Below are 26,693 nucleotides of genomic sequence, written 5' to 3' on the forward strand. Positions count from 1 at the left end.
ATCAAAAAATATCTGGCACTGATCCGATCACGTCGATTTTCGCCGCACGTCGATCGAAAAACCGCACCGCGTTACGAAAACAGGCTCATCAGATAAAGCATCGGCCGGAACGAGACAGGCTTCGCATCGGGATTCACCCACAACCGCACCGCATACACCGCGTAGGCCGGCACTTCGCGCCAGCTCGAATAGATATCGCGCAACTGGAAGCGGCCCGGATACGCGGCGGAGATGTTCGCCCGTGCAATGCCGACGCGCTCGAACGCGAGGCGCACCCGCGCGAGGTGGTAGTACTGGCTGACGATCAGCACGCGCGACAGACGGTGCGCCTGCAGGTACGCGAGCGTGTGTTGCGCAGTCGCCAGCGTGTTGTCGCCCTGGTCGTCGACGGCGATCCGGTCGGCCGGCACGCCACGCGCCACGAGATAGTCGCGCATCGCGGTCGCCTCGTTCAGCCCGGGGCCGTCGATCGCGCCGCTGACGAGGAACGCGGGGCACTGCCCGGTGCGGTAGCAGCGCACGCCGACATCGAGCCTGGCGGCAAGCACGGGCTTCGGCGCGCCGGTCTCGTCGAGCGCGTTGCCGAAGATCACCGCGACATCGGCTGGCTCGCTCGGCATCCGCATCCCGTACGCGACGAGCGCGACGGCCGCGGCAACCCAAAGGCACGCGATGACGGCCAGCAGGCGGCCGGTTCGGGCAAACACGCCCCGTTTGGTGTGGTTTTTCAAGGTTTTCGGTCTCTCAGGTCGTCGGGCGGATCGGCTTGCCCGGCCCCGGACGGGCGCGTAACGCTAGCATGGTGCGCGTTCGGGTGTCCACGCGACGGACCGATGCCGGACGGCAGCCGGCCTTCCGGCAGCTCGACCGGAACAGCGTGCCCGGCGAAGCGGGCACGCAATACGGAGATCGAAAGCGTGTGAATGACCGCGCCGCGATGCACGGCCCGGCACGGCCCGAATCAGTCGACCGGGCACATCGCGAGCCGCCCCATCGCCTCGCCGGCGCCGCGCACCGCGCAAGTGGCCGGCTCGTCGGCGATCCGGGCGACGAGCCCCGTCTCGTCGTACAGCAGGCGCTCGAGATCCGCGAGCAGCGCGCCGCCGCCCGTCAGCACCACGCCGCGATGCGCGATGTCAGTCACGAGTTCGGCCGGCGCATTTTCCAGCACCGACTTCACCGCGCCGATCACCTGCTTGAGCGGCGCGACCAGCGCGTCCGCCACATCGTGGTTGGACAGCTCGATCGAGCGCGGCAGGCCATCGCCGATGCTGCGCCCGACCGCGCGCGTCGATGTGCGCGGCACCGCGCTGGTGGCCGAGCCGATCGTCTTCTTCACGTGCTCGGCCGTCTGCTCGCCGAGCAGCACGCCATACAGGTTGCGGACGTGGTTGACGATCGCCGCGTCGAACTGGTTGCCGCCGACGCGAATCGCCTCGCGGTAGACGATGCCGCCGAGCGCGATCACCGCGACCTCGGTCGTCCCGCCGCCGATATCGACGACCATCGAGCCGACCGGCTCGGTCACCGGCAGGCCCGCGCCGAGCCCGGCCGCCAGCGATTCCTCGATCAGTTCGACCTCCGATACACCCGCCGCGAACGCGGCCTCGCGGAGCGCGCGGCGCTCGACGGGGGTCGCGTCGGACGGCACGCACAGCGTGACCTCGACGCGACGGCCGAAGCGCGAACGCGTGCGCGACATGTCGATGAAGCTGCGAATCATCTGCTCGGCCGCGTGCGCATCGGCGATCACGCCGTGCCGCATCGGCCGCACGGCTTCGAGATGCCCCGGTTCGCGGCCGAGCAGCGCCTTCGCGAGCTCGCCGACGGCCTCGAGCGTCGGCCGCGCATCGGTCGCACCGGCCTTGCGGAAGCAGACGACCGACGGCTGGTTCAGCACCACGCCACGTTCGTGCGTATAGATCCGCGTACTCGCCGTTCCAGGGTCGATCGCAACGGGTTGCGCAAACAACTTTCCGAACAGCGGTGTCGACATATCAAACCTTTGTAAGCGAACGAACCGGGGCAGCCGCACCGCATTTGCGTGGCGCGTCCATGCAGCCCCATCACGGCCTTAGCGGCAAATCGTTTCGATACTTTAGGCAATTCCGATGATTTTTTCGCGACGGAATTGTCAAAAATGCCGGTCCGGACGCCTCCCGCTACGCAACAGCCTCTCGCATGGCGCCTGTAAAACACGGTAATCTCTCGGTCTTGCCTGCTCCCGGCAGGCCTCAGACGCCCGATCTCGCCAGGTATTTCCACCATGACAGCGACCGTTTCCTTCCGCTGGGCGCGGGTGCGCCCGCTTTGCACGACGCTCGTCGCCTTCTGGTGCTGCACGGTCGTCGCGCAACCGCTGCCGGCCGCCGAATCCGCCACCGCCCAGGCCCGCGAAGCCAGCGCGCCGGCGGCCACCCCCGCCGCATCCGGGCACACCTGCGAGGCCGACGGCGGCCCGGCCGGGCGGCCGTCGATCGGTCTCGTGCTGTCCGGCGGCGGCGCGCGCGGCTACGCACACCTCGGGGTCCTGAAGGTACTGGAGGACAACCGCATCCCGATCGACTGCATCGCGGGCACCAGCATGGGCGCCGTGGTGGGTGGCCTGTACGCGAGCGGCATGGCTGCCGGCGAGATGCAGAAGCGGCTGTCGGAGGTCAACCTCGCGGACATCGCGTTCGACGTGACGGACCGCGCGGACCTGCCGCAAACCAGCCGGGAAGACGAACGCCTGTACATCAACGGGCTGACGCTCGGCTTCGGCAAAAACGGCGTGAAGGCGCCGGTCGGTCTCGTCCAGGGCAACCGGCTGCAGGCGCTGCTCGCGAACTGGACGACCGCCGTGCCGACCAACCAGCCGTTCGACCGCCTGCCGATCCCGTACCGCGCGGTGGCGACCGACCTGCAGACAGGCCAGATGGTGGTGCTCGACCACGGCTCGCTGCCGCTCGCGATCCGCGCGAGCATGGCGATGCCTGGCCTGTTCGCGCCCGCCGAGATCAACGGGCGCGCGCTCGTGGACGGCGGGCTCGTCAGCAACCTGCCCGTCGACACCGCGCGGCAGATGGGCGCGAACGTCGTGATCGCGGTGGACATCGGCTCGCAACTGCGCCCGCTCGATGCGCTCGCATCGCCCGCCGACGTGATGCAGCAGATGGTCGGCATCCTGATCCGCCAGAACGTGACCGCGCAGCGCAAGCAGCTCGACGCGCAGGACGTGCTGCTCACGCCGGACCTCGGCTCGCTCGCGTTCACCGACTTCCAGAACGCGAAGCAAGCGATCGCTGCCGGCGCGGCCGCCGCGACCGCGGCGCTGCCGAAACTGCGGCACTTCGCGCTCACGCCGGAACAGTACGCGGCGTACCGGTCGGCCCACGCACAGCCGCTGCCGCCGCCGATCCGGATCACGCGCATCGAGATCCAGACGAGCGGCGGCGTGCCGAAGCGGGTCGTCAGCAACGCATTGCACGTGAAACCCGGCGACATCTACGATCCGCAGGAAGTCAGCCAGGACCTGCTCGGGCTGACGACGGGCGGCAACTTCGAAAGCGTCACGCAGCAGATCGTGAGCCACGGCGACGACAACGTGCTCGAGATCAACGCGCGCGAGAAATACTGGGGACCGAATTTCCTGCTGTTCGGGCTCGGCATGTCGAGCAGTTCGACCGACGAAGGCGGCTTCCGCCTGCATGTCGGCTACCGGCGGCCATGGCTTACCGAATCAGGGCTCGAGTTCCGCGCGGATACGACGATCGGCAGCGACCTGCAGTCGGCGCGCGTCGAACTGCGCCAGCCGCTGTCGGCGGCATACGGTGTCTACCTGTCGCCCTACGCGGAATATCAGCGCCGCTACGCGAACCTGTACGACGACAGCGGCAACGTGAAACTGAACCAGTACCTGATGCAGACCACGCGCGCCGGGCTCGACCTCGGCCTGCCGATCGCGCGGCTCGGCGATTTCCGGATCGGTCTCGGTTACGTGACCGGGCATGGCTCGCCGACCTACAACCTGCCGTTCGACGACGGCACCGGCAGCGGCCAGACGCTGCTGTGGCCAAGCTTCACGTCGCAGGCGCTGATCGCGCGCGCGCGGCTCGTCATCGACCAGCTCGACGATCCGCTGTTCCCGCGCAAGGGCTATTTCACCGAGCTGCGCGTCGAGCGCTCGCTGGTGTCGCGCAACGGGGGCTCGGCGCAGTCGTTCGACGACAGCATCAACAACGCGCCCTACACCGAGATCTACGGCAAGGCGATGGTGGCGCAGCAGTTCGGCCGGCACAGCGTCAGCGCGACGATCGAAGGCGGCAAGAGCATCGGCGGCACCAACCTGATCAACGCGTTCAACTTCACGCTCGGCGGCTTCCAGCATCTGTCCGCGTATGCGGCCGACCAGTTGAACGGCAACGAGCTCGCCTACGCGCAGGTGACCTACATGAACCAGTTGATGACGTTCAACGCGTCGCCGATCAAGGCGCTGTCGGTGGGTGCCAGCGCGGAAGTCGGCAACGTCTGGTCGAGCGGCCAGCAGATCGGCGGCGGCGCCCTCAAGCAGAGCTATACGTTCTTCACGAGCCTGTCGACCGCGTTCGGGCCCGTCTACATCGGCGTGGCGCTCGCGCCCGGCGGCCGTCGCAACTTCTACCTGCAGCTCGGCCGCACGTATTGAGCCGGCGCGGATGCCGCCTCGGCGGCATCCGCGTATCCGTTGCGCCGCACGCCCGGATCAGAACGCCGCGGCCATCGCGACTGCCCGCGCTTGCGCCCGTTCGATGCTGTCGCTTGCGCGCGCACCCCACGTGTGTTCGACGGTCAGGCTTCTGACCTCGCTCACGCCAATGAACCTCAACCAGAATTCGATGTAGTCGGCCTGATGCTGGAACCCGGGATTGTCGGCGCCCGCGCCGGTTTCCCGGCTCTGTCCGCGCACATGGATGACCAGCGCGCGCGGAATCTCCAGCAGCGGCGCGTACGCGTTGCCGTCGAACGTAAACAGCATGTTCCGCTGGCTGACGAGATCGATCAGTTGCTTGAGCTTGTACGGATAGCCGAAATTCCACATCGGCACGCCGACGACGATCCGGTCCGCCTCCTGAAAGCGCTTCACGAGCGACTGGATGCGCCGCCAGATCGACTGTTCCGCCTCATCCATCGGCGCGTTGGCGACGCCCTTGTACTTCGCGCCGATCGCGTCGCTGCCAAAATCCGGCAAGTCTTCTTCCCAGACATTCAGCGTATCGACGTCGATCGGGGCGCCCGTCTCCCGGTACGCATCGACAAAGGCATTGGCGACCGCGATCGAAGCCGACCTGGCGCCGCGAGGAGAAGACACGATATTCAAAAGCCGCATGATGTGTGACCCGGACAGAAATGCATGAACAAGGAGGCAGCCATCGTGGCGGCCCCGGCTTCACTGCTGCGTCACGGGCCGCCCGCCTCGGCTGTCACGGACTGGCCCGCTCATATAGTTGCAATTGCAATCGTAATGCAAAGCGCACACGCGCTGCAAACGAATCGTCATGCGATCGCGGGGTGGGACGGTATCGATACGGGAAAGGTACGGCGGGAAAGGCCGGCGACGCGCTCGAATCCGGCGCGCGCGGCTGTCTGCTGTCTGCTGTCGTGCTGTTGCTGCTGTCGAGGGTTGGCGCGCGTGCGGCGTAGCTAGACCGGCCAGCTGATCTCGAAGCGTGCGCCGCCGAGTTCGACCGGATCGACGACCGCGATCCGGCCGTTGTGCGCGTGCAGTACCTGCCGCGTGATCGACAGGCCGAGGCCATAACCGCCGGTGCGGCGGTCGAGGGTTGGCGCGCGTGCCGCGTATCGCTAGACCGGCCAGCTGATCTCGAAGCGCGCGCCGCCGAGTTCGACCGGATCGACGACCGCGATCCGGCCGTTGTGCGCATGCAGTACCTGCCGCGTGATCGACAGGCCTAGGCCATAGCCGCCGGTGCGGCGGTCGAGGCGCACGAATGCGTCGAAGATGCGTTCGCGCTCGCTTTCCGGCACGCCGGGGCCGTCGTCCTCGACGAAGATCCCGATGTTGCCGTGCACGAGCGAGATCCCGACGACGATCCGCGATTTCGCGTACTTGCTCGCGTTGCGCAACAGGTTGCGCATCGCGTACGACATCAGCCGCCGGTCCATCTTCACGCGCAGGTCCGACGCGATCGCGATGCGCGCGTCGATCGCCCGCTCCGGATACAGCAGCTGCGCATCGTTGACCTGATGCTCGAACCACGCGACGGGGGCCGTCATCTCGAGTTTCGACTGCAGCGAGCTGTATTCGAGCCGCGCATACGTGAGGCTCATGTCGATCAGCTCCTCGAGCTCGGTCACGTCCTGCGCGATGCTCTCGAGCGCCCCCTGGTATTCAGCCGCGGAACCCGGCTCGCGCAGCATTTCGAGCGCGAAACGCACGCGCGCGAGCGGCGTGCGCAACTCGTGCGAGATGCCGTTCGTCAGATCGCGCTGCGCGGCGATCAGCCGTTCCATGCGTATCGCGAGCGCATTCAGCGTCCGCGCGAGCGGGCCGATGATCACGCTGTGCGATTCGCGCGCGCGGGTGTTGAAGCGCCCGCCCGTGAAATCGATCGCGCGCTCGCGCACCATCACGAGATCCGACCACACCGGCCGCATCCACCGGTACGCCGCCAGCGCGGGCGCGGCGAATACGAACACGAGCACGATCCAGATGTCGCCGGGCAGCGAGTCGAACGCATGCCACACGACCTGCGGTGACAATTCGACGCACAGCGCGAGCGCCGGCACGAGCGCGGTCAGCAGCACGAGGCCGAGCAGATGCAGGTAGGTGCGCACGTACAGGCGCGACCAGCTCGGAATGCGGTCGGCGCGCGTGTCGGTCCACGCGCGGCGGAAATGCAGCCAGCGCCATTTGACATAGCGCAGCGTCGGCAGCGGCGGTGCATCGGGGTGCGAACGGGTTCGTCGGATCATCTCGGCTCCCGGCCGGCGGGTGGAAGGCTCGCGCGGAACGTGACGGCGTCGCACGAACGCCGCGTCATTCCCACGCGTGCTTGCTGAATTGATAACCCTTGCTGCGGATCGTCTTGATCCGCTGCGGGTTGCTCGCGTCGTCGCGCAGCTTGCGGCGCAGCTTCGAGATGCGTCCGTCGATCGTGCGGTCGAGGCCGTCGAATTCGACGCCGCGCAACTGCAGCATCAGGTCGTCGCGGCTCACGACTTCGCCCGCATGGCACACGAGCGCCCACAGCAGGTCGAATTCGGCCGACGTCAGGTCGGGCGTGCTGCCGTCGGGCAGCACGACGGAACGGTCGGTGCGATCGATCGAGAACTTGCCGAACGCGTAGCGCTCCGGCTGCGGCGCGGTGCTCTCGGCCACGCGCGCGGGCGCGCGGCGCAGTTGGGCCTTGATCCGCGCGAGCAGGATGCGCGGCTCGACCGGCTTGTGCACGTAGTCGTCCGCGCCGAATTCCAGGCCGAGCAGCTCGTCGAACGGCTCGTCGCGGGCCGTCACCATGATGATCACGCCGTCGTACTGCTTGCGCGCCTCGCGGCAGATTTCAAAGCCGTCCTTGCCCGGCAGGTTCACGTCGAGAATGACGAGATCGGGGCGAATGGACAGGATCGCCGGCACCGCGGCGTCACCATGCAGCACAGTGTCGACTTCATAGTCGTTCTTGCGCAGGTAGCCGGCGATCAGCGTGGACAGGCGGGTGTCGTCTTCGACGAGCAGGATGCGAAAAGACATGGGCAGCGTTCGAATCATCGGGGAAGCCACGGCGGCGCCGGCCGATGCCGGACGCCGGCCAACGGCCGAAACGTACCGCATGATACTGCGCCCGCCGATTGCCTGTTTAGAGGTCTTGAAAATAAGGGCGCGATAACCGCCGTGCTTGACGAATCGGCGCCGGGGCGGTTCCATACGGGCTCGCCTGAAACCGGGCCATGCCCTGCCCGCCTGACTTGATGAATTACCAATCGATCCTCGAACGCATCCACACCGAACTGGCCCCCTGGATCGGCCAGGGGCGGGTCGCCGACTATATTCCCGAGCTCGCGAAAGTGCCCGCCGACAAGTTCGGGATGGCCGTCGTGACGCTCGACGGAAACGTTTGCACGGTCGGCGACGCGCACGAGCGCTTCTCGATCCAGAGTATCTCGAAGCTGTTCGCGTGCACGCTCGCGTTCCAGCTGCTGGGCGACGAACTGTGGGAACGGGTCGGCCGCGAGCCGTCCGGCAACGCGTTCAACTCGCTGGTCCAGCTCGAAAGCGAGCGCGGCAAGCCGCGCAACCCGTTCATCAACGCCGGTGCGCTGGTCGTCACCGACGTGCTGTGCCGCCGCTTCGTGAAGGCCGAGACGGCGCTCGTCGAATTCGTGCGGCGGCTGACCGGCACGAACGACATCGACTACGATTCGCGCGTCGCGCAGTCGGAGCTGCAGCACGCGGAGCGCAACCGCGCGATGGCGCACTTCATGGCGAGCTTCGGCAACATGCAGATGCCGCCCGACACGGTGATCGATGCGTATTGCCGCCAGTGCGCGATCACGATGAACTGCGTCGAGCTCGCGCGCGCCGCGCTGTTCCTCGCGAACGGTGGTGTTGCGCCAGTGACCGGCGAGCGGATCGTCGATTCGAGTTCCGCGAAGCGGCTGTCGGCACTGATGCTGACCTGCGGCACCTACGATGCGGCCGGCGATTTCGTGTACCGCGTCGGGCTGCCGGCTAAAAGCGGTGTCGGCGGCGGGATCGTCGCGGTGCTGCCCGGCGAGATGGCCGTGTGCGTGTGGGCGCCGGGGCTCGATGCGAACGGGAACTCGCTGGCGGGCCAGCTGGCGCTGGAGTGGCTGACGACTTATTCGGGGCGGTCGATTTTTTGAGGTGGCGGGGTTACGCGCGCCTTATCTGGCGGAACGGCGGTAGGTGAATATTAGCGCGCTCAATGGAGAACTCGCCGTTCGGCAGCAATCGACCCCACCGGGACATGCGCCGGCTTACTCAACGAGATCACGAAAAATGAAAATACTCCTCGTCGCTTCATTGGGAATGTCATTGCTGGCTCAAACATCACCAGCCTTCGCGGATAGTGATAACGGGAAGAAGATCTTCCTGGCGAGATGTGCGATGTGCCACGGAGCGGATGCCAGAGGAACCGGACCATTGGCCAACAAAAGCAACCCGCCCACGCCCGACCTTACGACGCCCGCCTTCAAAAAACGACTCAACGATTATCCGGGCGTTATCGTCTCGTCAGTCATACTTCGCCCGAACGGAGACCTGATTCCGAAAACGTTGCGAGAAAATGGTGTAAAACTGCCGCCTCACCCCTGGACGGTCAAAGATTTTCGCGACTTGAATCAATATATGAGCGGATTGATTTTAAGAAATTGAATATTTCGACGCGCGTTTATATTTCCGGAGTACCGGGACGCTGACGCTGGAGGGGTTGACGACTTACTCGGGAAGGTCGATTTTTTGAGGCGATGGTATCGGGTACGACTGATTCGGCCTCAAAAGTGGCGCCATTGGCATGCCAAGAAGGCCGTGGATAAGCAGACCATGCCTGGCGAACGGCCCGGATTACAGTGCTTCCAATAGCAGCCCCGACGCACAAGCCATGCTCGCTGCGCGTATGCCCGACACCAGGATCCGGGCAGTACCGACAGCACATCAACACGGATCGCGGCAGAAACTGATCAAACGGAGACTCGATCATGGCGTTGTACGGAATATCGGGGTTGGCGATCCTGCTTTTTTTGACGCTTGCCGTCACCATACCGATCACGTTGATCGTCGCGGCCTTCGGATTGATCGGTCGCGTTCGCGCACATAAAGCCTGGAGGCGCGGCGTCGTCTTTCTCTGCACCCTGGTGTTCGTGCAGGTTGTCGCGCTGTTCAACAATCGTGCAATTACCGACAGCTATGACCATGCAAAAACCGCCTGGTACACCCATCACCTCACACGGGCAAAGGTATTCGACGGGATGACGTTCCCGCCGGGGTCGACGGTTGTCCTGGCTGAGTATGCGCCACACTCGGTCGATCGCGGAACCGTCCCGCCGAACACACCGCTTCTGGGGCTGACCGTGAGCGGAGACTTCATGGTGTCTCGTATCGACAACAAGACGAGCTACCTTGCCTGGGGAACGCTTGCGAAGCCGGCATCGTTCGACGGAATCGAGTGCGCGCCCGGCCCATTTACGCACGGCCGGGAGCACTCAGCCTTCGACTTTGAAAAGATTGTGGACAACGTGGACTGCACGCTTGCCTCCGGGTTTCGAAACCGCGAGGTCGATCTCCCCGCCGGAACCCGCGTCAAGGCATTCGCAATCGACGGCATCGTCGGCCAGTCGATTTCGGGGAAGCTGCCTCATTCGTGGAAAATTTTCGGCATTGAATGTGACGCAGGGCCATTTGAATTCGACACATTCGAACGATTCACCTGCATCCTGGCCGTCGACCAACGTGTGGGTCACCACGAACTACGCCGCGGGACAGAGATCATGGTATCGAGGGAGCAGGACGGCAGTCTCAAGCTCTTTGGAAATTATTGACGAGGCGGCGAGCAGTACCCGCACGCGGTTCATCTTGCCCGCGTGCCGGCACGCTGGTGCTGGAATGGTTGACGCCCGAATCGAGGCAGCCGTTCTTTTGATCGTGCCGGTACCGCGCACGATTGCCCCGTGGCAACGGCGGCGGCCGGTTGATATCGGCACGCGCTGCGACGCTGAATGAACGAATTGCCCTGCAATGTCCGTCGCTTATGGCCCATTGCGCCCACGGTTACTCACGATGCATTCGAATCTGCTCAAGCTGCCGCCCGGTGTCCACGCCGGCGTGCAGATCCGGCCGCGCTGGCCCTCCCGACACGTCCACGTGGACGCGGATGTCCTGGGCAAGCTGCAGGCGATTCAGGCCGCGTTGCCCGCGGGCATCTGCCTGATCCTGACACGAGGCTACGAACCGCGGGCGTCCGGACTCGGCTTTGCCCGCCGTCAGTTTCGCGCACTGGGAATCGGCGCGTTCCGCCTGCTCTATCCCGCCCGCCGCGACGAGTTGGCCGATATCTTCGGCAGCAACGGACACGATGTCGACGGAACGCACATCGACGTTTCATTCAGCGTGAACGGTCGGCGCGTACGGATGTTGCCGCTCGGCGTATTCACACCACCCTTCTGGCAGCAGCGCCGTGTGCGTCGATGCGCGTCGGCCCTCGCGCAGATCCAGGGCGAGCTGATGCGGCACGGGTTTCAGATTCACCGCAACGCAACAGAAAGCCTGCAGATTCATTGCGATCTGGCGCGTTAGGGGGATCCGCGCCATCAGGCCCGGCACGCGCTCAACAAAACATGCGCCGCTCGACAGCAAACGCCCCTCGCGCTCACTCGGCTTGCGCGAAATTCAGCTCGACGCCGTTGCCGGCCGGATCGCGGAAGAAAAACTGCACCTGGCCGGTGAGCGGAACGTGCGCACGCGTGAATGCCACGTTGGCGTCGGTCAGATGACACGCCATTTCGTCGGCGTCTGCGCAGGAAAACGCGACGTGATCGAACGTATTCGCAACGTTAGACGGGCGCGACTCGCCCGGCCGCGCCTCCGAAAGATGCAGCACGGCCTGCGTGCCCGCATACAACCAGTACCCGAAGCTCTTGAACGGTGGACGAAACCCTTCCTGCAAGCCGACGATGTCGACGTAGAAATCGCGCAGCGAATCGAGTGTCGGTCGATCCGCGCGCAGATTGTAGTGACTGAATCCGGTAACTGGCATGACGTGTAGCTCGTGTTGGCGCAACGTGACTTGAAATGGCATCGCGCCGGGTATTGCCGCTTCAAGCACGATCCGCGCGAGAGCGGCAAGCCGGCAGCGACGGGCAACTGCGGCCGACTATCGACATCGGCATCGCACTACCCCGAACGACCGTGGGTCGATCAAGCGCACACCAGTATATTGCGGCCGCGCGACGCGGCAAAACGCCCCTACGAAAATCGCATCGGCGGCCGACCCGATTTTCCGGTACAAATCGGGAACGCTGAAATTCCCCGCGGGCTATCGGAGACCCTCGTTCATGACTCGGCAACACGCACCGAATATCGCAACGGCAACCCGCACGACTCCCGGCGACAGCCCACACGCGCCGATTCCCGCCATCGTGCCGTCGAGCACCGCGCTGCTCGTCATGCATTACCAGACCGACATCCTCGGCCTCTTTCCGTCCGTCGCGCCCGAGCTGCTCGCCAATACGCGCCGGCTCTGCGATGCGGCGCGGGCCGGCGGCATCGGCGTCTGGTTCGCGAATCTCCGGTTCAGCCCCGGCTATCCGGAAGTCAGCCCGCGCAACAAGAATGGCCAGGGCATCAAGCAGCTCGGCCTTTTCATCAACGACGGCCCGTGCCCGGAACTCGGCAAGCGGCCCGACGAGCCGCTGATCGTCGCGCATCGCGCCAGCGTGTTCTTCGGCACCGATCTGCAGGCGCGGCTGGTTGAGCAAGGTGTCGATTCGCTGATCATGGTCGGCATCGCGTCGACGGGCGTGATGCTGTCGTCGATCGCTCACGCGAGCGATGCGGACTTCCGCCTGTATACGGTCAAGGACTGCTGCTACGACCCGGACCCGGTGGTCCATGAGCACCTGTTCTCCACCGCCTTCGAATCGCGCACGACGGTGCTGTCGCTCGCGGACGCGTTGCGGCTGCTCGTCGTCTGAAGAATCCGGTGTATATTGCCGACCGATACGCCTGCATACGCGCCATCCCGTCGACGGCGCGCCCGACCTCATCGAATGTCCACGCCATCCGCCCTGCCGACGCCTGCCGAACTGAACCGCACGCTGCCGTTCGCAGCTGGCGCACGGCCATGGCGGCTCGTCCGCTATGCGTGCGTCGACTGGCTCGGCATTCTGCTGTGCTGGGCCGCGATCCACTTCATCCCGAATCCGTTCGTCTATGCGACGGCCGTGCTGCTGATCGCGGGCCGGCTGCAGGCATTCGGCGTGATCCTGCACGATGCCTGCCATCTCCCCATGCGGCGCATGACGCTGCCGCTCGCGCTCGTCGAAGCGCTCGCCGGCTGGACGATCGGTTCGTCGATCGCCGCGATGCGCTATCACCACCTGCGCCATCACCGTGCTGTCGGCACCGCCGAGGATCCGTACCTGCACCGGCTGGCCGCGCGTGGCGGCTGGGTGCAGCGCGTGATGATGCTGCGCGGCGCGCTGCTGCCGGTCTGGTGGCCGCTGCGCGCGCTGATGGCGCCGCTCGCACTCGCGTGGCCCGCGTTCCGGCCGTGGTATGCACGCGGCTTCATGCAGGACCGCTCGCGCCAGGACCTGCGCCGTCACCCTGAAGTCATCGCATGCGCGCGCGCCGACCTGCCGCATTGCGCGGGCTATCTGCTCGCGATCGCGGCCGTCGTGCACTGGGATCTGCCGTTCTTCACGTACTACGGACTGCCGTGGATCGTCGGCGGCATCATGAACGCGAACCGCGTGCTGCTCGAACACCAGCACGTCGAGATCGACGAACGCGCGCCGGAATCGATCTGGCACATGACACGCACGATGACGTTCGGCTGGATCGGCAAGCTCGTGCTGTATCCGCGCAATATCGGCTTTCATCAGGTACATCATGCGTATCCGGCGCTTGCGCTCGAGCATCTGCCGGCCGTGCACCGCTACCTCACGGACGGCACCACATTCGCGCCGCCCGCCCCCGGCCAGGCCGGCTCCACGCGCTAGACACCCTGCGCCGCCCGGCGCCTACAGCTCGAACCGCATCACTTTCTCGCCGCATTGCGCGGCCGGCAGCGGCTCGCCGCGCTTCACCGCATCGAGCAGCCGGTCGATCGCGACATGCACGATGTCGGCACGCACGTTGTGCGGACGGAAGCCCGGCGCGTTGTCGAGGCCCTGCCGGTGCGCACGCATGATCCGCACGTCCTGCTGGATCACGAAATGCGTGTACAGGTTCAACAGCGGCCGCAGCGCGCGCAGCATCCAGCGCGGCAGCCGGAAGCGATACGCGATGTACGTATAGACGCGCGAGCGGCGCGCATCGATCGGCGTGATCTGGCTGACGATCAGGAAACCCGAACGTTCGCCCCACAGGTAGTCGCAGCGCGTCACGTTCGGCGCGATGAAGCGGTCGACGTGCGCGAGCGGCACGCGATCGGGGTTCGTGAGCCAGTCGAGACAGAAGCCGATCTTGTCGTCGCCATTGTGATACGTGACGGCGACACTGTCCGGCGTTGTCGCAACCGTCGCTTCCATCGCCTGGCCGCGGCTGCTGCGGAAAATCCCGTCGTGCACGAATACCGTATGCGGCACGTCCATGAAGTTCTGCGCGAGCATCGCGATGTCGCCGTCGAACGTGTTCACCATGAAGTACGACTGCCACGGCGTGACGTCGCAAAACGGCATCCGGAAGATCGCGCGCGCCGACGGATCGCCCGCGCCGAGATACACCCACACGAGCCCGTCGAGCAACTGCACGGGCAGCATGCGCTGCCGGAACGGATAGCGGCCGGGCGTGCCCGTCGGCTGCGTGCCGTCGATGCTCGGCACGTGGACGACCTGCCCTTCGCCGTCGTAGCGCCAGCCGTGATACGGGCACACGAGCGTGTCGCGATCGACCTTGCCCGCCGACAGGCGCGTGCCGCGATGCACGCACTGGTCGATCAGCGCGGCAATACGGCCGTCGCGCTGCCGGAACAGCACGATGCCGGTATCGAGGATCCGCACGCCGAGCGGCTTGTCGCGCGGGAGTTCGCGTTCGGTGCACGCGACGAACCATTGCTCGTGCAGGCCGTCGGCTGGCTGCGCATGCTGGTGCCCGCCCGCCGCATCGCGCGATGGGCAGTCGTGCCCGCATCCGCGTGGTTCGATCATGTCGTTCATCGCGTCATTCATTCGTCATCGCCAGCAGCGCATCGGCCATCGGCAACCGCGTCACGAGTACGCACGGCTTCACGTCGCCCGCGCGGATGCCGGCCCGTTCGGCCGCCTGCTGCTGCAGGTCGCCGAGCCGCGCCGGCGATCGGCCCAGCCGGCGCACCCGCAGTGGGCCGAGCTGGCCGAGGCGGCGTGCGTGCGCGTAGTGGAACGCCTGCATCAGTTCGGCTTCGACGGCTGCACACATTGCGTCGGCTGCATCGGCGCCGATGTCGCCGGCAACGCACAGCATGTAATTCGGCCGCCCTTCTTTCGCCACGCACGGCACGATGCACGCGCCGACTTCGCCGTACTGCCCGCGCGCACGATCCAGCGCTTCGGCCGCAATCTGTTCGTCGAACTTCTCGCCGACGAGATCGACGCTCACCGCCGCGCGCCCGACGAACGCAATACGCGGCGTGCGTGCGGTCATGCCGACCGCGCGGACGCGATCGCCGAGCGCATAGCGATACAGCCCGCCGCCCGTGGTCAGCAGCACCTGCGCGTCGTCGCCGGGCCGCAGCCCATCGACATCGCACACGCTGCCGTCGTCACGCACGAATTCGAGGTAGTGGCTGCCGATCGCGAGCGGGCAGCCGTCGCCCGTGCCGAACGGAATGCTCGCGACGCCTTCCGTCGCGAACAACCCCTTCGGCAGCCATGGCACATGCGGAAACTGCGCGCGCAACGCGTCGGCGTAATGCTTGCTCGGGCCGTCCAGCCAGCAGCTCACGGCGGCCAGGCACGGCCACAGCGCACGGCAATCGCCATCCTCAATCGCGCGGCGCAGCGCCGTGCGGCGGTCGGCCGGCAGCGACGCGTCGATCCATGCGAGATCGCGCGCGGCGTCGGCGTCGTCGCCATCGAACAGCGGGCGCAGCACGCTCGTCAGGAACGTCGGGCTCCATACGCTGATGAACGCGAGCGCCTCGTCCGCGACGAGCGCGCGCAGCGTCTCGCGCCGCCAAGTCGACGCGTCGCCGGTCAGCGGCGGCACGAGCAGCGTCGACGCGAGCGCGGCCGCGGGGCTGTCGCCGAGGTAGTCGAGATCGCTCGCCGAGCCGACCGGAATCCCGTTGGGCGTGACTCCCGGTGCCTGCAGCGGCGGCGACATCGACCAGTACGCGCGCCCTTCGCCAAGCGCCGGACAGCCGCGATACATGTCGGCCAGCCATACGATCATCGCAGCCTGCAGTTCGCGCAGGAACGCGGGCGTATAAGGAATCAGCTTCTGACGCGCGGTGCTGCCGCTCGTGCGTTCGAGGAACACCGGGCGCTCGGCGGTCAGCACCGGTTCCGGCTCCTGCGACATGCGCTCGAGCCACGGCAGGAAATCGGCGGCCGCGTGCACGGGCACGCGTTCACGGAACTGCGCGGGGCTGTCGATCCGGTCGAAGCCGAAGCGGCGCCCGAATGCGGTATCGCGATTCGCGGCGAGCAGCGCCATCAGCCGCCGCGCCTGCGTGTCGCCCGGTGCTTCGAGGCCGGCCTGCCAGCGATCGACGTCCGGCTGCGCGGCGCGCGCGAACGTGCGCCAAGCGTCGGCCGGGCTGCGGACGGAGGCATCCATCAGAAATAGGTCTTGTCGAGTTGCGCGAGATCGTCGGGCAGCCGGCGCGGCGGCGCGAAGATCGTGAGCCAGCCGTACCACAGCGGCCGCGTCTCGCGCAGGTCCGACACCGCGTGCATATCCTGCCAGCGCAATGCGGGGCGGCGATGATGCGTGAGGTTGTAGTTGAAGTTCAGGAGCAGCCAGCGCACCGGCGTCGGCGCGCGCATGTTGTACGTGCCTTCGACGACGTCGAGCGGCGTGCGCATGTGGTACACCCATTGCAGCGACGACCACGAGAATGCGAACGCGACAAACGCGACCAGCACCGCCGACACCGACCAGTCGAGCAGCCAACCGGCCAGCAGCCATGCACCGACCGCGGCGAGCGTTTCGTACCGGATGCGGCGGAAGTCGGCCGTCGTGAATTCCTTGAAAGCAGCCGCGTAGGTGTTGTCGTCGCCGCGCGCGGCGAGCCGCTGCATCGTGCGGCCGGGCACCAGCGCGAGCACGAAGCTGCCGACGAAACTGCCGAGCCAGATGCCGCCGAGGATCGCCGCGTAGTATTCGATGCGCTTGCGCAGCAGCGATTCGTCCGCGGTCGCGAAATCCGCGCGCTCGGCGCGCGTGCGGTTGCGCACGTGATGGCCGAGATGGTTCACGTGGATGAGCGTCGCGGCCGCGCCGAACATCGTGGACGCCCACCACATCATCATATAATTCGCGATCGGCCGGCGATGCCCGAACCCGTGGAAGGTTTCGTGCATCATCGAAAACACGCCCTGCATCACGAGGCAGAACGGCACGAGCACGAGCCACTTGACCGTGCCAGCGCCGGTATGCGAGAGCCACGTGAGCGTGCCGGCCCACACCACGCTCTGCAGCGCGAGCACGAGCAGGTTCGCCCGATCGTAACGTCGGGTCTGCGCGGCAGCGGCTTGCGCGCTCGGTCGGTTCATGGCTCGGAATGGCGGTTGTTTGCACGGGAGGATACAACAGATGCGTCAGCCGCCGGAAACGGCCCGCGCCCCGTCCCTGGCGGGGCGGAACTAGCATGCGGCCGTTTCGCCGCCCGAGCGCCGACAGCACCGCGTCGCGCATGCCGACCCGCGACGTGCGCTTCGCGATCGACGGCCGCATTCCGCGCTTCTGGTATCGCGGCACGTGCCATGTCACGCGCTTCTTCGACGCGTTTTCCGTGATGTTCCCGCTCGGCGAGCGCTTCTTCATCGAAAGCGTGCGGCCGTTTCGCGACCAGGTGGGCGGCGATGCGGCGCTCGCGGCCGACGTCGATGCGTTCGTGCGGCAGGAAGCGTCGCATATCCGCGTGCACCGGCGCTACAACGCGCGCCTCGCATCGCAGCGCGTGCCGGTCGACGCGCTCGAAGCGCTGATCGAAAAGCGCCAGCGCAATGCCGCGCGGCAGGTATCGCCCGTTACGCGGCTCGCGCTGACCGCCTGCCTCGAACACTACACGACGATCCTCGCGCACCGGCTGCTGAGCGACCCGGCGATCCTCGACGGCGCCGACCCGACGATGGCGGCCGTGTGGCGCTGGCATGCGATCGAGGAGACCGAGCACAAGACCGTCGCGTTCGACGTGTTTGCAGCGGCCATGCCGAACGCAGTACGACGCTATGTCGTGCGCTGTGCGGTCATGCTCGGAATCTCCGTCTACTTCGTGATCGACCTGATCTATTTCGTGCACCGCCTCGTCGCGGTCGACGGGCAGACCTGGAACCTGCGCGGCTGGCTGCAACTGCTGCGCTGGCTGTTCGTCGCGCCGGGCATTTTCACGCGCGTGATGCCGATGTGGCTGTTCTGGTTCTCGCCGCGCTTCCATCCGGCTCGCCTCGACAGCGACGCGGCACTGCGCGCGGCACGCGCCGCGCTCGAACCGTACCTGGCCACCGCCGAACGCGAACCGGAGTCGCACGCATGACACGTGCGCCCTGGACGCCCGACGGGTTCGACGACTGGCGCCGCCACTATCCGGCGACGGCATTCGCGCGGGCCTCAGCGAACCTCGACCGGACCGATGCGTTCATCGACGGCTGGACGCGGTGCACCGCCCGCCTACCGCTGACCACGACGGTCGTGCTCGTCGCCGGACTGTATTCGGAATGGCTGCCCGGCTGCAATCGCGCTGCGCGGCAGGCGCTCGGCGCGGCCGGCTATCGCGTGCTGACGGTGCCGGTGCGTTCCGCGCACGGCGTGTTCGATCAGGGCGCGCATATCGGTGCGTACCTGCGCACCCATCTGCCGGCCGGCGGCGAATTCGTCGCGCTCGCGCACAGCAAGGGCGGCATCGACACGCTCGCCGCGCTCGTCGGCGATCCGGCGCTCGCAGCGCGTTGCGCGGGCCTCGCACTGATGCAGCCGCCGTGCGGCCCGTCCGCGATCGTCGATACGATTTTCCGCCACGGCATGCCGCCGCATGTGGCCGCGCCGTGGCCCGACCGCATTGCACGCCGCATGCTGCGCACGCGCTGGGCCGACGCCGGCACGCGCGACATCAGCAGCCGGCGCGATCCGCGCGTCGGCGACATGCTTGCCGCGCTGCCGCGCGACCTGCATCTCGTGCATGGCGTGAGCTGGTCCGTCGAGGCATCCACGCGCTTCGACTCGCATCACGGGCGGCTGAACGGACATCGTCCCGGCTGCGCGCACGACGGGCAGTTCTATCTCGAACACCAGGTGATGGCCGGCATCCCGCAGGTCTGCCTGCCGCGGCTCGACCATGGCCAGCCGGTGCTCGGCGGGCTCGGCTTCGACGCCGGCCGCTTCTGGCTCGCGCTCGCCGATCTGCTGCACGTCACGCGCGCTCAGACCAGGTAGATCTCGAAACCCGGCACGCGGCCGGCCAGCAGGCCGTCGATCGGTGCGGCCGGCTCGCCGGTCGACAGCGTATAGAGATCCATCGGTGTACGCGCCGCGTAGTAGCGCGCGAGCGCCGACCCGAGCGGATCGCCGTCGTACACGCACAACTGCATCAGCGCATGGCGATTGCGCACGCGCAGCCACGCGGCATCGAGCAGCGCAGCGAACACGGACGGATCGCGGTCGCGTACCTGCAGGTGCGTCAGGTAGACGTCGCGCAACGGCTCGCCGGGCGCCGCGATACGCGGGCGGCGCAATGCGGGCGCGAGCGCGTTGAATCCGACACGGATCGCCTCGAGCGCCAACGGCAGCCGTTCGAGCACGATCCGTTTGATCTCGCCGGCATCCCACGGCGCGACGCAGCCGAGCAGGTTGTCGTGCGCATCGAGCGCCAGCAGGAATGCGCCGATGCCGAACGACGGCCACGTGTCGAGCCGGCGCGCAAATTCTTCCGCGGAAAACACCCCGCCGAACGGCTGGCGGCGCGATTCGGCATCGAGAAACGCGCGCAGCGCGTCCGCGTGATGCGGCTGCGCGTCGACGATCCGCACGCCGGGCACGCTGCGCGGTGCCGACGACAGCCCGCGCTGCGCGTAGATCGAGACGTTCTCGTAGCCGTGCCAATGCGAGAAGCGCAGCCGGTTCTCGCGCCGCGAACGCGCCAGCGACTGCACCGCGAGCCGGTTGTCGCGAATCATGCAGCAATACGCATGCTGCACGCCGGCTTCGGCACGTAGCGTCGCGAAGCGTGCGCGCACCGAGTCGGTCCATTCGCGCGACAGACGCCGGTCAGGCATCAACCGAAGATCGCCGAGATAGGCGACCGGCTGCGCACGTTCCCCGAGATAGCCGTCGCGCACGACAAGGCTCGCGAGCCCTTTCAGCGACGCGCGCTCATCCTCCGCGAGCCAGACCTCATGATGCGGCGCGTGACAGCGATGCAGCGCGAAGTAGTCGGGCGCACGGTCGAAGCGCAGCGGCAGGTTGCCCTGCATCGCATGGCGGGACTGGAAATCGAGGATGCGCGCGTTGTCGGCCGCTTGCGCGAGACAGATCCGCATGTGCGCCGCTCACGCGCCGTCGAACAGCCGGCGCGCGAGCGGCCGCAGGTTCGACGTCGACAGTTCGCACAGGCACACGAGTTCGTCGCCCTGTGCGTAGCCGGGGTTGCGCGCGAGGAAGTAGTCGACATCGGCCAGCCGCCGATGCGCGGCCGGTACCTCCGCGAGTGCGGGCGTGAGCCGGCCCTGCGGCGTGTCGAACGACAGCAGGCCGGTGGCGGAATCGTACGCGTGCCCGTAGCGGCTCGCGGCCAGGTAATCCATCAGGTCCTGAGTGGCCGGTGCGGTCAGGTTGTCGGCGCGCGGCGCGTAGTCGCGCGCGAACGCGCGCAGGTAGCGATAGGTGCGATGCCCCTTGCAGATCAGGAACCAGTACAGCGGCACGGCGGGCGCCTGCCGCCACACGTCGCCCGCGTGGCGGATCCACGCGAACGCGAGATGCTGCGTGCCCCAGTGCGTAGGATCGATGATCGTATCGCCGGAAAAGATCACACGGATCGACGCGTCGCGCCAGCGCGTCTCGTACTGCTTGAGCGTCGAGAAGCCCTGGATCGCGCCATCGCTGTCGCGCAGCACGATGCAGTGCGTCTTGTCGCCGAGATCGCGGTCGAACTGCGCACGGACCGTGTCGCAATAGGACGCCGCATACAACGAGAACATCCGGTCGATGTCGTCCGGGCCCAGGGCCGCACGTTCGACGGCAGTGGCACGCAACTCCATCGGCTACTCCTGCAAGGCTGAACAGCTTGCTATGATAGCCCGTTACCCACCCGCTCCCGCCATGTCCAACGCCGTTTCCCGCCAGGATGCAAACGACACGCCGATCGCCCGGCCATGGCTACTGCTCGCCACCTATCTCGTCGTGACGGGCGTGTTCTACACCTTCGTCACTCACCTGCCGCTCGGGCCGGTCACGGTCATTCCGGCTGGCGCGCTCGATCGCGCGGTTCCGTTGCTGCCCGGCACCGTGCCGCTTTACCTCAGCTATCTGTTCGCGATGCCCGCGCTCGTCTGGCTCGGGCGCGGCCGCGCATGGCTGCTGCCGGCGTTCTTCGCCGGCGCGCTCGCGGCCGGCATTTGCCTCGTGTGCCATCTGCTGCATCCGACCGCCGTCGCCTGGCCGCCCGCTCATGACAGCTGGATCGCGTGGCTGCAGCGGATCGATTCACCGCTTGCCGCATCGCCGAGCGGCCACGTCGCGCTGCCGGTTGCGATCGCCATCGTGCTGCTGGCATTGCGGCGGCGATCGGCCGTGCTGTTCGTCGCGTGGAGCGCGCTGCTGATGGTGACGGTCCTGACCACCGGCCAGCATCGCGCCGCCGATGTCGCATGGGGCACCGCGATCGGCATCGCGGCCGGCACGCTGACGCTCGCGTTGCTGCGCGCCAAGGTCGACCTGCGCACGGTCGCGGCCGCGCTGCTCGAATGGGCGTGCATCATCGTTGCGATCCGGATGGCCGTCGCGCTCGGCGCGTGGTACCTGTATGCGCTTGCCGTGCTCGTCGTCGCAACGCGGCAGCATGCGCTGTTCATCCTGTATCACGACGCGGCCCACTATCACCTCACGCGCCGCCGCGGCTTCAACGACTTCCTGATCAACGTCGCGATCGGCTTGCCGGGGCTCGTGCCCGTCGAGTTCTACCGGCCGCTGCATCTCGCGCATCACCGGCATCTCGGCACCACGCAGGACCCGGAGCGCCAGTTCCTCTATCACGACCAGCCGTGGCGGTTCCGGCCGCTCGACGCGTGGCAGCTCGCACGGCAGCTCCTCGGCGACCTGTTCGTGCTGAACATGGTGCGCAACATGGCGGCGTTCCGGCGCGCGGGCGGGCAGAACACGAGGCTCGGCCCGCCGTTCCAGGCGGCCGCGGCAGTGTGGGTGGTCATCGTCGCGCTGTTCGTATGGGCCTGTTCCGCGCGGACGATCCTGCTGGTCGCGACGCTATGGTTCATGCCGCTGCTCACGCTGTCCGTGCTGCTGCAGAAGATCCGCAGCATGGCCGAGCACAGCGGCGGGCCGCACGCGACACCGGGCTGGGGCGACTGGACGTATTCATGGCGCACGGGCTGGATCGGCCGCGTGTTCGTGTGGCCGTATCACATCAACCTTCATCTGCAGCATCACCGGAATCCGGCGGTGCCGTGGCATGCGCTGCCCGATGCGGTCGACGAACGCGAGCCGCAGCTCGACGCACCGGAACTGGCCCGGCTGCTGTGGTCGGGCATCCCGCCGAAGCCGTAACGGGCGACGGCGTGCGCAACGTCGCGCGCGCCACCTCTTCCCTCCTCGTTACTTCGCGATATACACACCCGACGTCGGGCACGTGCCCTGCGTATTACCGTCCGTCACGAGCGATGCGGCGCTCGGGAACTGCGTGGTCGCATTCGTCTTCACCGAAATCCACGCTTCGGTGAAATAGCTGACGCCGTTCGTCTTCGTGCACTTCAGCGACACCGCACTGCGCGTATTGCTGCCGAACGCGCCTTCGAAGGCCGACAGCAACTGGTTGCGCGTGACCGTCTTGCCCGCGTTCGCCTGCAGGAACGTGTTGAACGACGTGTTGCCGAGCCGGCTGATCATCCCGGACGCCTGGTTCCAGTACGCATCGGGCGACGCCGAGTTCGAGCAGGTGCCGTGCTTGAACCATTCGTGCTTGTCGAGGCACGACGCGACGCCCGGCATGTACGTCGACAGCGTGTTGCGGGTCGCGCTGCTGATCGGGTAGGCGTCCATGCTGCACCACTGGTGCGCGTTGTCGAGGTCGATGTCGTTCTGCGGCACGCCGCAGTAGAACGGCTGGTTGCCGTCGTAGTTGTTCGGCCACAGGCCATGCAGCGACAGGCTCGTCGCCGCATACGTGCCGGCGAGGTTCGTGCATTCGGGCGTATCGTGCGACGCGCAGAAGCCGGGCTCCCACGACGCGGCGAGCAACAGGTAGTCGTAGCTGGTCTGCGCGGTGGCGGGCAGTGAAGCGGAAGCGACGGCGAGTGCGGCAGCGGCGCGGGCGAGCGTCTTGAGCATGGCGTTTCCTCGGAAAGGGCTTGCGGTCGCGGGATGCGCCGCAAGATTGTCGACATCTGCCCGAGATTGTTGCCGACGCAACGTGGCACGAATGTGAAGGTGGACGAATGATGTCCTTCGTCACGGGCGCGCGCACGCACCGTCGTGTCGCGCACTGCATCACACGGCCGATGCGTACCGCCCTGCCGGCGGCACGCCGTCGCTCACGATCCGGCGCCCAGCTGCGTGCACGCGCGCGCGGCCGCTACGGGGCCTTCGAGCGCGAGGATCTGCCACACGCCGATGCTGACGCGCTGGCGCGCGGCCGTCGACGCATCGGCCAGCAACGCCTCGACGCGCGGCGCGGCGTCCGGCGCCTGCTGCTTCAGCGCCGCGTGATGCCGCGCACGCGACGCCGGCTCGGACTCGTACACGTCGCACAGGCGCACCATGCCGGCGAGACCGGCAAGGTCGTCGTCCTTGTCGATCGCGCCCGGCTCGACCGGCGCGAGCCCCTTGCGCTCCGCCGCCGGCAGCTTGCTGCGCGCGCCTTCGTCGATCGACGTGGCGGATGCCGGCGGCAGGCCGCCGATCACCGCGACGATCCGGCTGCCCGCGGCGATCATGTCGCCCTGGCACGCGATCTTCTCGGTGGCCGCGACGTTCGAGCAGAACGACACCGACGTCCGGTACACGTCGTTGCTCATGCGCGGCACTTCGTCCGCGCTCGCCTGCGCGAAGCCGGCGCACGTCAGTGCCAGCGCAGCGGGAATCAGGATGCGGAATGCGCTCGTCTTGTTCATTGTTGTTTGCGTATGGGGGTTCTCGTGGCGGGCAACATCGTGCGGCCGCGCGATGGCGGCCGCTGTGACGCCGGGCCCTCGTCCGGCGGCACGCGATCACTTCATCGACGCAGCCTCCGATCCGCCGGGCGACAGCGCTGCGTTGTCTTGCTCGCGCCACGTGCGGCGCGACGCCATGATCGCCTTCACGGCCGAGCGCGCGACCTTCCACCACGCGAACGGCCGCGGGTCGGCAAGCATGCTGAGCGCGCGCGCATAGTCGAGCGTGAGCCCGGGGGTCCACGCCATCGTCACCGCGCGCTTGCGGATCTGCGCGGCGACCCACAACTCGGGCGTGAGCAGCAGCCGCACGAACGCACCCCACCCGGCACGCGCACCCTTCAGCCGCCACACCGCGCCGTCGAGCGCGGCTTCGAGCGCGTTCGACACGGTGCTCGAGCAGTTGCGGTGCGTGAGGTTGTACGTCACGTTCTGCCGGTACGACGACCAGAATGCGTCCAGCTTCGCCGGATCGTAGTTGCGGATCCGCACCCGCACGGTCGACGGGCACCACGCCTTCGATTCGGTCGCGTAGTCGGGCTGGAACAGGCCCGGCACGTCGTTTTCGCGCGTCGCGCGCAGGATGCGCGTGAATTCGTCCGGAGAACGATCGATTTCAACGCCCGGATACAGGCTGATATAGATGCCCTCCGGCGACTCCAGCGCCGCGTGCCCGGTCGAGATCACGCCGTTGACGTCCACCGCCGCGATATAGCGGTCGATCACCGGATAGCGCTGCGCTTCGGCCTTCGACGTGCCGGTCGGCGTCCACACATGCACGGTGAGCGCATGCTCGCCGTCGGCGGGCGGGCCGTCCCATTCGGATTGCGCGAAATGCGGCGCGGCGCGCGCATCGTCGAGATCGGGCGCGAGCGCCGGCGCCGGCGACGTCGCGAACGCCGGATTGCGCGTCAGCCGCCGCACGCGCGCGGCGAGGCTCAGCATGTGCATCCCGCCGAACATCAGCAGCAGGCCGAGGCAGTACGGCACGGTGCCCACGTAGTGGGTCGGGTACGGCTGGTAGAAGAAGATCGCCAGCAGGATCTCGACGACGCCCCACGCGAAGGCGACGTTCCAGCGGCGATAGCGCACCATCCACGCGGACGTGCACTGCAGCAGCCCGTCGACGAGGAACAGCGTGCCGAAGATCATCGACAGCAGGAAATGGCCGTGGTGATGGCCCGCGAACACGAGCCCGGCGGCGACCACGACGGCGATCCCCTTGACGTAGCGCAGGATGCGCTGCCCGCCGACGCCGCTGCCGGCCACCGCGAGTGTCGCGAGCCCTTCGATCAAAAACAGCCACGCAAAGATCTGGATCGGAAAGTGCAGCGCGCCGTCGAGCGCATCGACGAAGATCACGCCGCCCGCGACGATCCACACCCAGCCGAACACGGTAAGCCCGCGCCAGCGGGTGCGCAGATATTCGATACCCAGCAGCAGCAAGACCAGTCGTACCATCGCGCCCTCTCGTCATTTTTTTGGGGAAACGCGCTGGCCACGCGTTTCCTGCCGTTTCAACCGCGCGTCGTGCGACGACCCGGCCAAAATGCGGTAATTCGTACCGGCGCGTCATGCCTCGACATGACCGATGGCGGCCGGTACGCCTCCGCACCGGCCAAATAATAAGATATGGCGGTGACGGTTGAAAGCGTCACGAAAACGTTGTCGGCACGGCACCGACGGGGTCGACCGGCCGCTGCCGAGGCAGCTTTCCCGTTCGACAACGCGCGGCGGATACGCGAGAATCCGGCTTCCGAGGGCGAAAGCCACAGAACCGAACCGCATCAGACGGGACCACAAGAAATGAGCACATCGATCACGCGCCGGCGCCTGCTGGCCGTCGGCATGGCCGCGAGCAGCCTCGCGCTGTCGGGCTGTTTCACCCGGGCGCTCTACGAAAACCGCGACGAGCCCTACACCGAGCACGTTTCCGCTTTCATGATCACGAAAGACGGCAAGAAGCTGGTGGTGCTGGGTGAACGCTATCACTACATCTTCGATCTGCCGGACAAGCTGCGCCCGGTGCTGGCGGCCAGCTATCGCACATCGCTGCATACGTCGTTCAGCAGCTTCCGCGCCGACGGAAGCGACGTGACCGGCCAGTACGACACCGTGCTGTCGAAGGATGCGCCGGACGACGAGCGTCAGGCGGCAACCGCCGACGGCTTCAGGAACTGGCGCGACCGGCTCGAACTCGACGGCAACGTCGTCGGCAAGCGCTATTCCACCGAAGGCTTCACGCTGAAACCGGACGGCACCGCGCAACCGTTTAACGAGCGCTATACGGTCGGCATCGACGAAGCGCCGTCCGCCTTCGCGAAGGGGCTCCGGATCCTGGCCACGCCGGTCACCGTGGCAGCCGACGGCGTGCTCGTGCTGGGCGGGGTCCTGCTGCTGCCGGTCGCGTATTTTTCGCTCAAGGACCGGCCAATCGGCGGGTTCTAGGCCAG

The 26,693-nt window shown here is 67.0% G+C and carries 25 protein-coding genes and 1 pseudogene; 11 read left to right on the forward strand and 15 right to left on the reverse strand.

The features are described from left to right. Positions 1 to 71 precede the first annotated feature (71 nt). Entirely contained in the window at positions 72 to 731 is a 660-nt protein-coding gene (locus LGN19_RS07495; RefSeq protein WP_122947713.1) for a YdcF family protein, read from the reverse strand. Positions 732 to 961: 230 nt separating this feature from the next. Beyond that, a complete protein-coding gene (locus LGN19_RS07500) occupies positions 962 to 1,996 on the reverse strand; it encodes a rod shape-determining protein (protein ID WP_226213774.1) in 1,035 nt (344 codons plus the stop codon). Between the two features lie 270 nt (positions 1,997 to 2,266). Here LGN19_RS07500 and LGN19_RS07505 point away from each other — a divergent pair, with 270 nt between their 5' ends. Continuing rightward, positions 2,267 to 4,666: a patatin-like phospholipase family protein gene (locus LGN19_RS07505; RefSeq protein ID WP_226213776.1), complete on the forward strand. Its 2,400-nt coding sequence runs from the start codon at positions 2,267 to 2,269 to the stop codon at positions 4,664 to 4,666. A gap of 57 nt (positions 4,667 to 4,723) precedes the next feature. Here LGN19_RS07505 and LGN19_RS07510 read toward each other — a convergent pair whose 3' ends face one another. From LGN19_RS07510 to LGN19_RS07525, 4 genes and pseudogenes are all read right to left on the reverse strand, one after another. Then, positions 4,724 to 5,347 carry an FMN-dependent NADH-azoreductase gene (locus LGN19_RS07510; protein ID WP_174955896.1) on the reverse strand — a complete coding sequence of 208 codons (624 nt, stop codon included), beginning with the start codon at positions 5,345 to 5,347 and terminating at the stop codon, positions 4,724 to 4,726. Positions 5,348 to 5,661: 314 nt separating this feature from the next. Next, a pseudogene (locus tag LGN19_RS07515) lies at positions 5,662 to 5,799 on the reverse strand (ATP-binding protein); the annotation flags it as partial. 24 nt (positions 5,800 to 5,823) lie between these two features. After that, positions 5,824 to 6,954 carry an ATP-binding protein gene (locus LGN19_RS07520; protein ID WP_175017155.1) on the reverse strand — a complete coding sequence of 377 codons (1,131 nt, stop codon included), beginning with the start codon at positions 6,952 to 6,954 and terminating at the stop codon, positions 5,824 to 5,826. Positions 6,955 to 7,018: 64 nt separating this feature from the next. After that, positions 7,019 to 7,729, reverse strand: coding sequence for a response regulator (locus LGN19_RS07525; RefSeq protein WP_069260487.1), 711 nt, complete (start codon positions 7,727 to 7,729; stop codon positions 7,019 to 7,021). 218 nt (positions 7,730 to 7,947) lie between these two features. On the opposite strand from LGN19_RS07525, the gene LGN19_RS07530 reads away from it, so the two are divergent. From LGN19_RS07530 to LGN19_RS07545, 4 genes are all read left to right on the forward strand, one after another. Further along, positions 7,948 to 8,862 (forward strand): glutaminase, encoded by a 915-nt coding sequence (locus tag LGN19_RS07530; protein WP_226213777.1) that lies wholly within the window; start codon positions 7,948 to 7,950, stop codon positions 8,860 to 8,862. A 136-nt stretch (positions 8,863 to 8,998) separates the two neighbouring features. After that, entirely contained in the window at positions 8,999 to 9,373 is a 375-nt protein-coding gene (locus LGN19_RS07535; protein ID WP_226213778.1) for a cytochrome c, read from the forward strand. Positions 9,374 to 9,696: 323 nt separating this feature from the next. After that, a complete protein-coding gene (locus LGN19_RS07540; RefSeq protein ID WP_226213779.1) occupies positions 9,697 to 10,536 on the forward strand; it encodes a hypothetical protein in 840 nt (279 codons plus the stop codon). 238 nt (positions 10,537 to 10,774) lie between these two features. After that, a complete protein-coding gene (locus LGN19_RS07545) occupies positions 10,775 to 11,290 on the forward strand; it encodes a hypothetical protein (RefSeq protein ID WP_226213780.1) in 516 nt (171 codons plus the stop codon). Positions 11,291 to 11,363: 73 nt separating this feature from the next. Here the strand turns inward: LGN19_RS07545 and LGN19_RS07550 are convergent, their stop codons facing one another. Beyond that, on the reverse strand, positions 11,364 to 11,750 hold the full coding sequence (locus tag LGN19_RS07550) for a VOC family protein (RefSeq protein WP_226213781.1): 387 nt from the start codon (positions 11,748 to 11,750) through the stop codon (positions 11,364 to 11,366). Between the two features lie 298 nt (positions 11,751 to 12,048). Between LGN19_RS07550 and LGN19_RS07555 the strand changes: the two genes are divergently transcribed. Beyond that, on the forward strand, positions 12,049 to 12,687 hold the full coding sequence (locus LGN19_RS07555) for an isochorismatase family cysteine hydrolase (protein ID WP_175035360.1): 639 nt from the start codon (positions 12,049 to 12,051) through the stop codon (positions 12,685 to 12,687). Positions 12,688 to 12,762: 75 nt separating this feature from the next. Continuing rightward, on the forward strand, positions 12,763 to 13,716 hold the full coding sequence (locus LGN19_RS07560; RefSeq protein ID WP_226213783.1) for a fatty acid desaturase family protein: 954 nt from the start codon (positions 12,763 to 12,765) through the stop codon (positions 13,714 to 13,716). Between the two features lie 21 nt (positions 13,717 to 13,737). Here the strand turns inward: LGN19_RS07560 and LGN19_RS07565 are convergent, their stop codons facing one another. From LGN19_RS07565 to LGN19_RS07575, 3 genes are read right to left on the reverse strand one after another with little or no spacing between them, the layout of a single operon-like run. Beyond that, complete coding sequence (locus LGN19_RS07565) at positions 13,738 to 14,874, reverse strand: aromatic ring-hydroxylating oxygenase subunit alpha (protein WP_226213784.1); 1,137 nt, start codon at positions 14,872 to 14,874, stop codon at positions 13,738 to 13,740. A 4-nt stretch (positions 14,875 to 14,878) separates the two neighbouring features. After that, entirely contained in the window at positions 14,879 to 16,477 is a 1,599-nt protein-coding gene (locus LGN19_RS07570) for a GH3 auxin-responsive promoter family protein (protein WP_226213785.1), read from the reverse strand. Further along, the gene (locus LGN19_RS07575; RefSeq protein ID WP_226213786.1) at positions 16,477 to 17,415 is read right to left on the reverse strand and encodes a fatty acid desaturase; all 939 of its coding nucleotides are present in this window, start codon (positions 17,413 to 17,415) and stop codon (positions 16,477 to 16,479) included. The genes LGN19_RS07570 and LGN19_RS07575 overlap by 1 nt, the downstream gene beginning before the upstream one ends. 95 nt (positions 17,416 to 17,510) lie before the next feature. On the opposite strand from LGN19_RS07575, the gene LGN19_RS07580 reads away from it, so the two are divergent. Beyond that, positions 17,511 to 18,398, forward strand: a complete 888-nt coding sequence (locus tag LGN19_RS07580; protein WP_226213789.1) for a metal-dependent hydrolase — start codon at positions 17,511 to 17,513, stop codon at positions 18,396 to 18,398. Further along, positions 18,395 to 19,294, forward strand: a complete 900-nt coding sequence (locus LGN19_RS07585; RefSeq protein WP_226213790.1) for a hypothetical protein — start codon at positions 18,395 to 18,397, stop codon at positions 19,292 to 19,294. Before LGN19_RS07580 ends, LGN19_RS07585 begins: the two co-directional genes overlap by 4 nt. On the opposite strand, the gene LGN19_RS07590 is transcribed toward LGN19_RS07585, so the two are convergent. Beyond that, positions 19,282 to 20,397 carry a hypothetical protein gene (locus LGN19_RS07590; RefSeq protein ID WP_226213792.1) on the reverse strand — a complete coding sequence of 372 codons (1,116 nt, stop codon included), beginning with the start codon at positions 20,395 to 20,397 and terminating at the stop codon, positions 19,282 to 19,284. The two genes, LGN19_RS07585 and LGN19_RS07590, sit on opposite strands and share 13 nt — an antisense overlap. A 9-nt stretch (positions 20,398 to 20,406) precedes the next feature. Then, the gene (locus LGN19_RS07595; protein ID WP_226213793.1) at positions 20,407 to 21,117 is read right to left on the reverse strand and encodes a hypothetical protein; all 711 of its coding nucleotides are present in this window, start codon (positions 21,115 to 21,117) and stop codon (positions 20,407 to 20,409) included. Positions 21,118 to 21,178: 61 nt separating this feature from the next. Between LGN19_RS07595 and LGN19_RS07600 the strand changes: the two genes are divergently transcribed. Beyond that, positions 21,179 to 22,639, forward strand: coding sequence for a fatty acid desaturase (locus tag LGN19_RS07600; protein WP_226213794.1), 1,461 nt, complete (start codon positions 21,179 to 21,181; stop codon positions 22,637 to 22,639). A 48-nt stretch (positions 22,640 to 22,687) separates the two neighbouring features. Here the strand turns inward: LGN19_RS07600 and LGN19_RS07605 are convergent, their stop codons facing one another. The 3 genes from LGN19_RS07605 to LGN19_RS07615 all read right to left on the reverse strand — a co-directional run bounded on the left by LGN19_RS07605 (position 22,688) and on the right by LGN19_RS07615 (position 25,701). Then, positions 22,688 to 23,419, reverse strand: a complete 732-nt coding sequence (locus LGN19_RS07605; protein ID WP_226213795.1) for a ribonuclease T2 — start codon at positions 23,417 to 23,419, stop codon at positions 22,688 to 22,690. Between the two features lie 203 nt (positions 23,420 to 23,622). Continuing rightward, on the reverse strand, positions 23,623 to 24,201 hold the full coding sequence (locus LGN19_RS07610; RefSeq protein ID WP_226213796.1) for a hypothetical protein: 579 nt from the start codon (positions 24,199 to 24,201) through the stop codon (positions 23,623 to 23,625). A 96-nt stretch (positions 24,202 to 24,297) separates the two neighbouring features. Then, the gene (locus tag LGN19_RS07615; protein ID WP_226213797.1) at positions 24,298 to 25,701 is read right to left on the reverse strand and encodes an HdeD family acid-resistance protein; all 1,404 of its coding nucleotides are present in this window, start codon (positions 25,699 to 25,701) and stop codon (positions 24,298 to 24,300) included. A gap of 171 nt (positions 25,702 to 25,872) precedes the next feature. On the opposite strand from LGN19_RS07615, the gene LGN19_RS07620 reads away from it, so the two are divergent. Further along, positions 25,873 to 26,688: a hypothetical protein gene (locus tag LGN19_RS07620; RefSeq protein ID WP_226213798.1), complete on the forward strand. Its 816-nt coding sequence runs from the start codon at positions 25,873 to 25,875 to the stop codon at positions 26,686 to 26,688. Positions 26,689 to 26,693: the final 5 nt, after the last annotated feature.

It is taken from the genome of Burkholderia sp. AU30198 (genome assembly GCF_020419825.1).
In the GTDB taxonomy this organism is placed as follows: domain Bacteria; phylum Pseudomonadota; class Gammaproteobacteria; order Burkholderiales; family Burkholderiaceae; genus Burkholderia.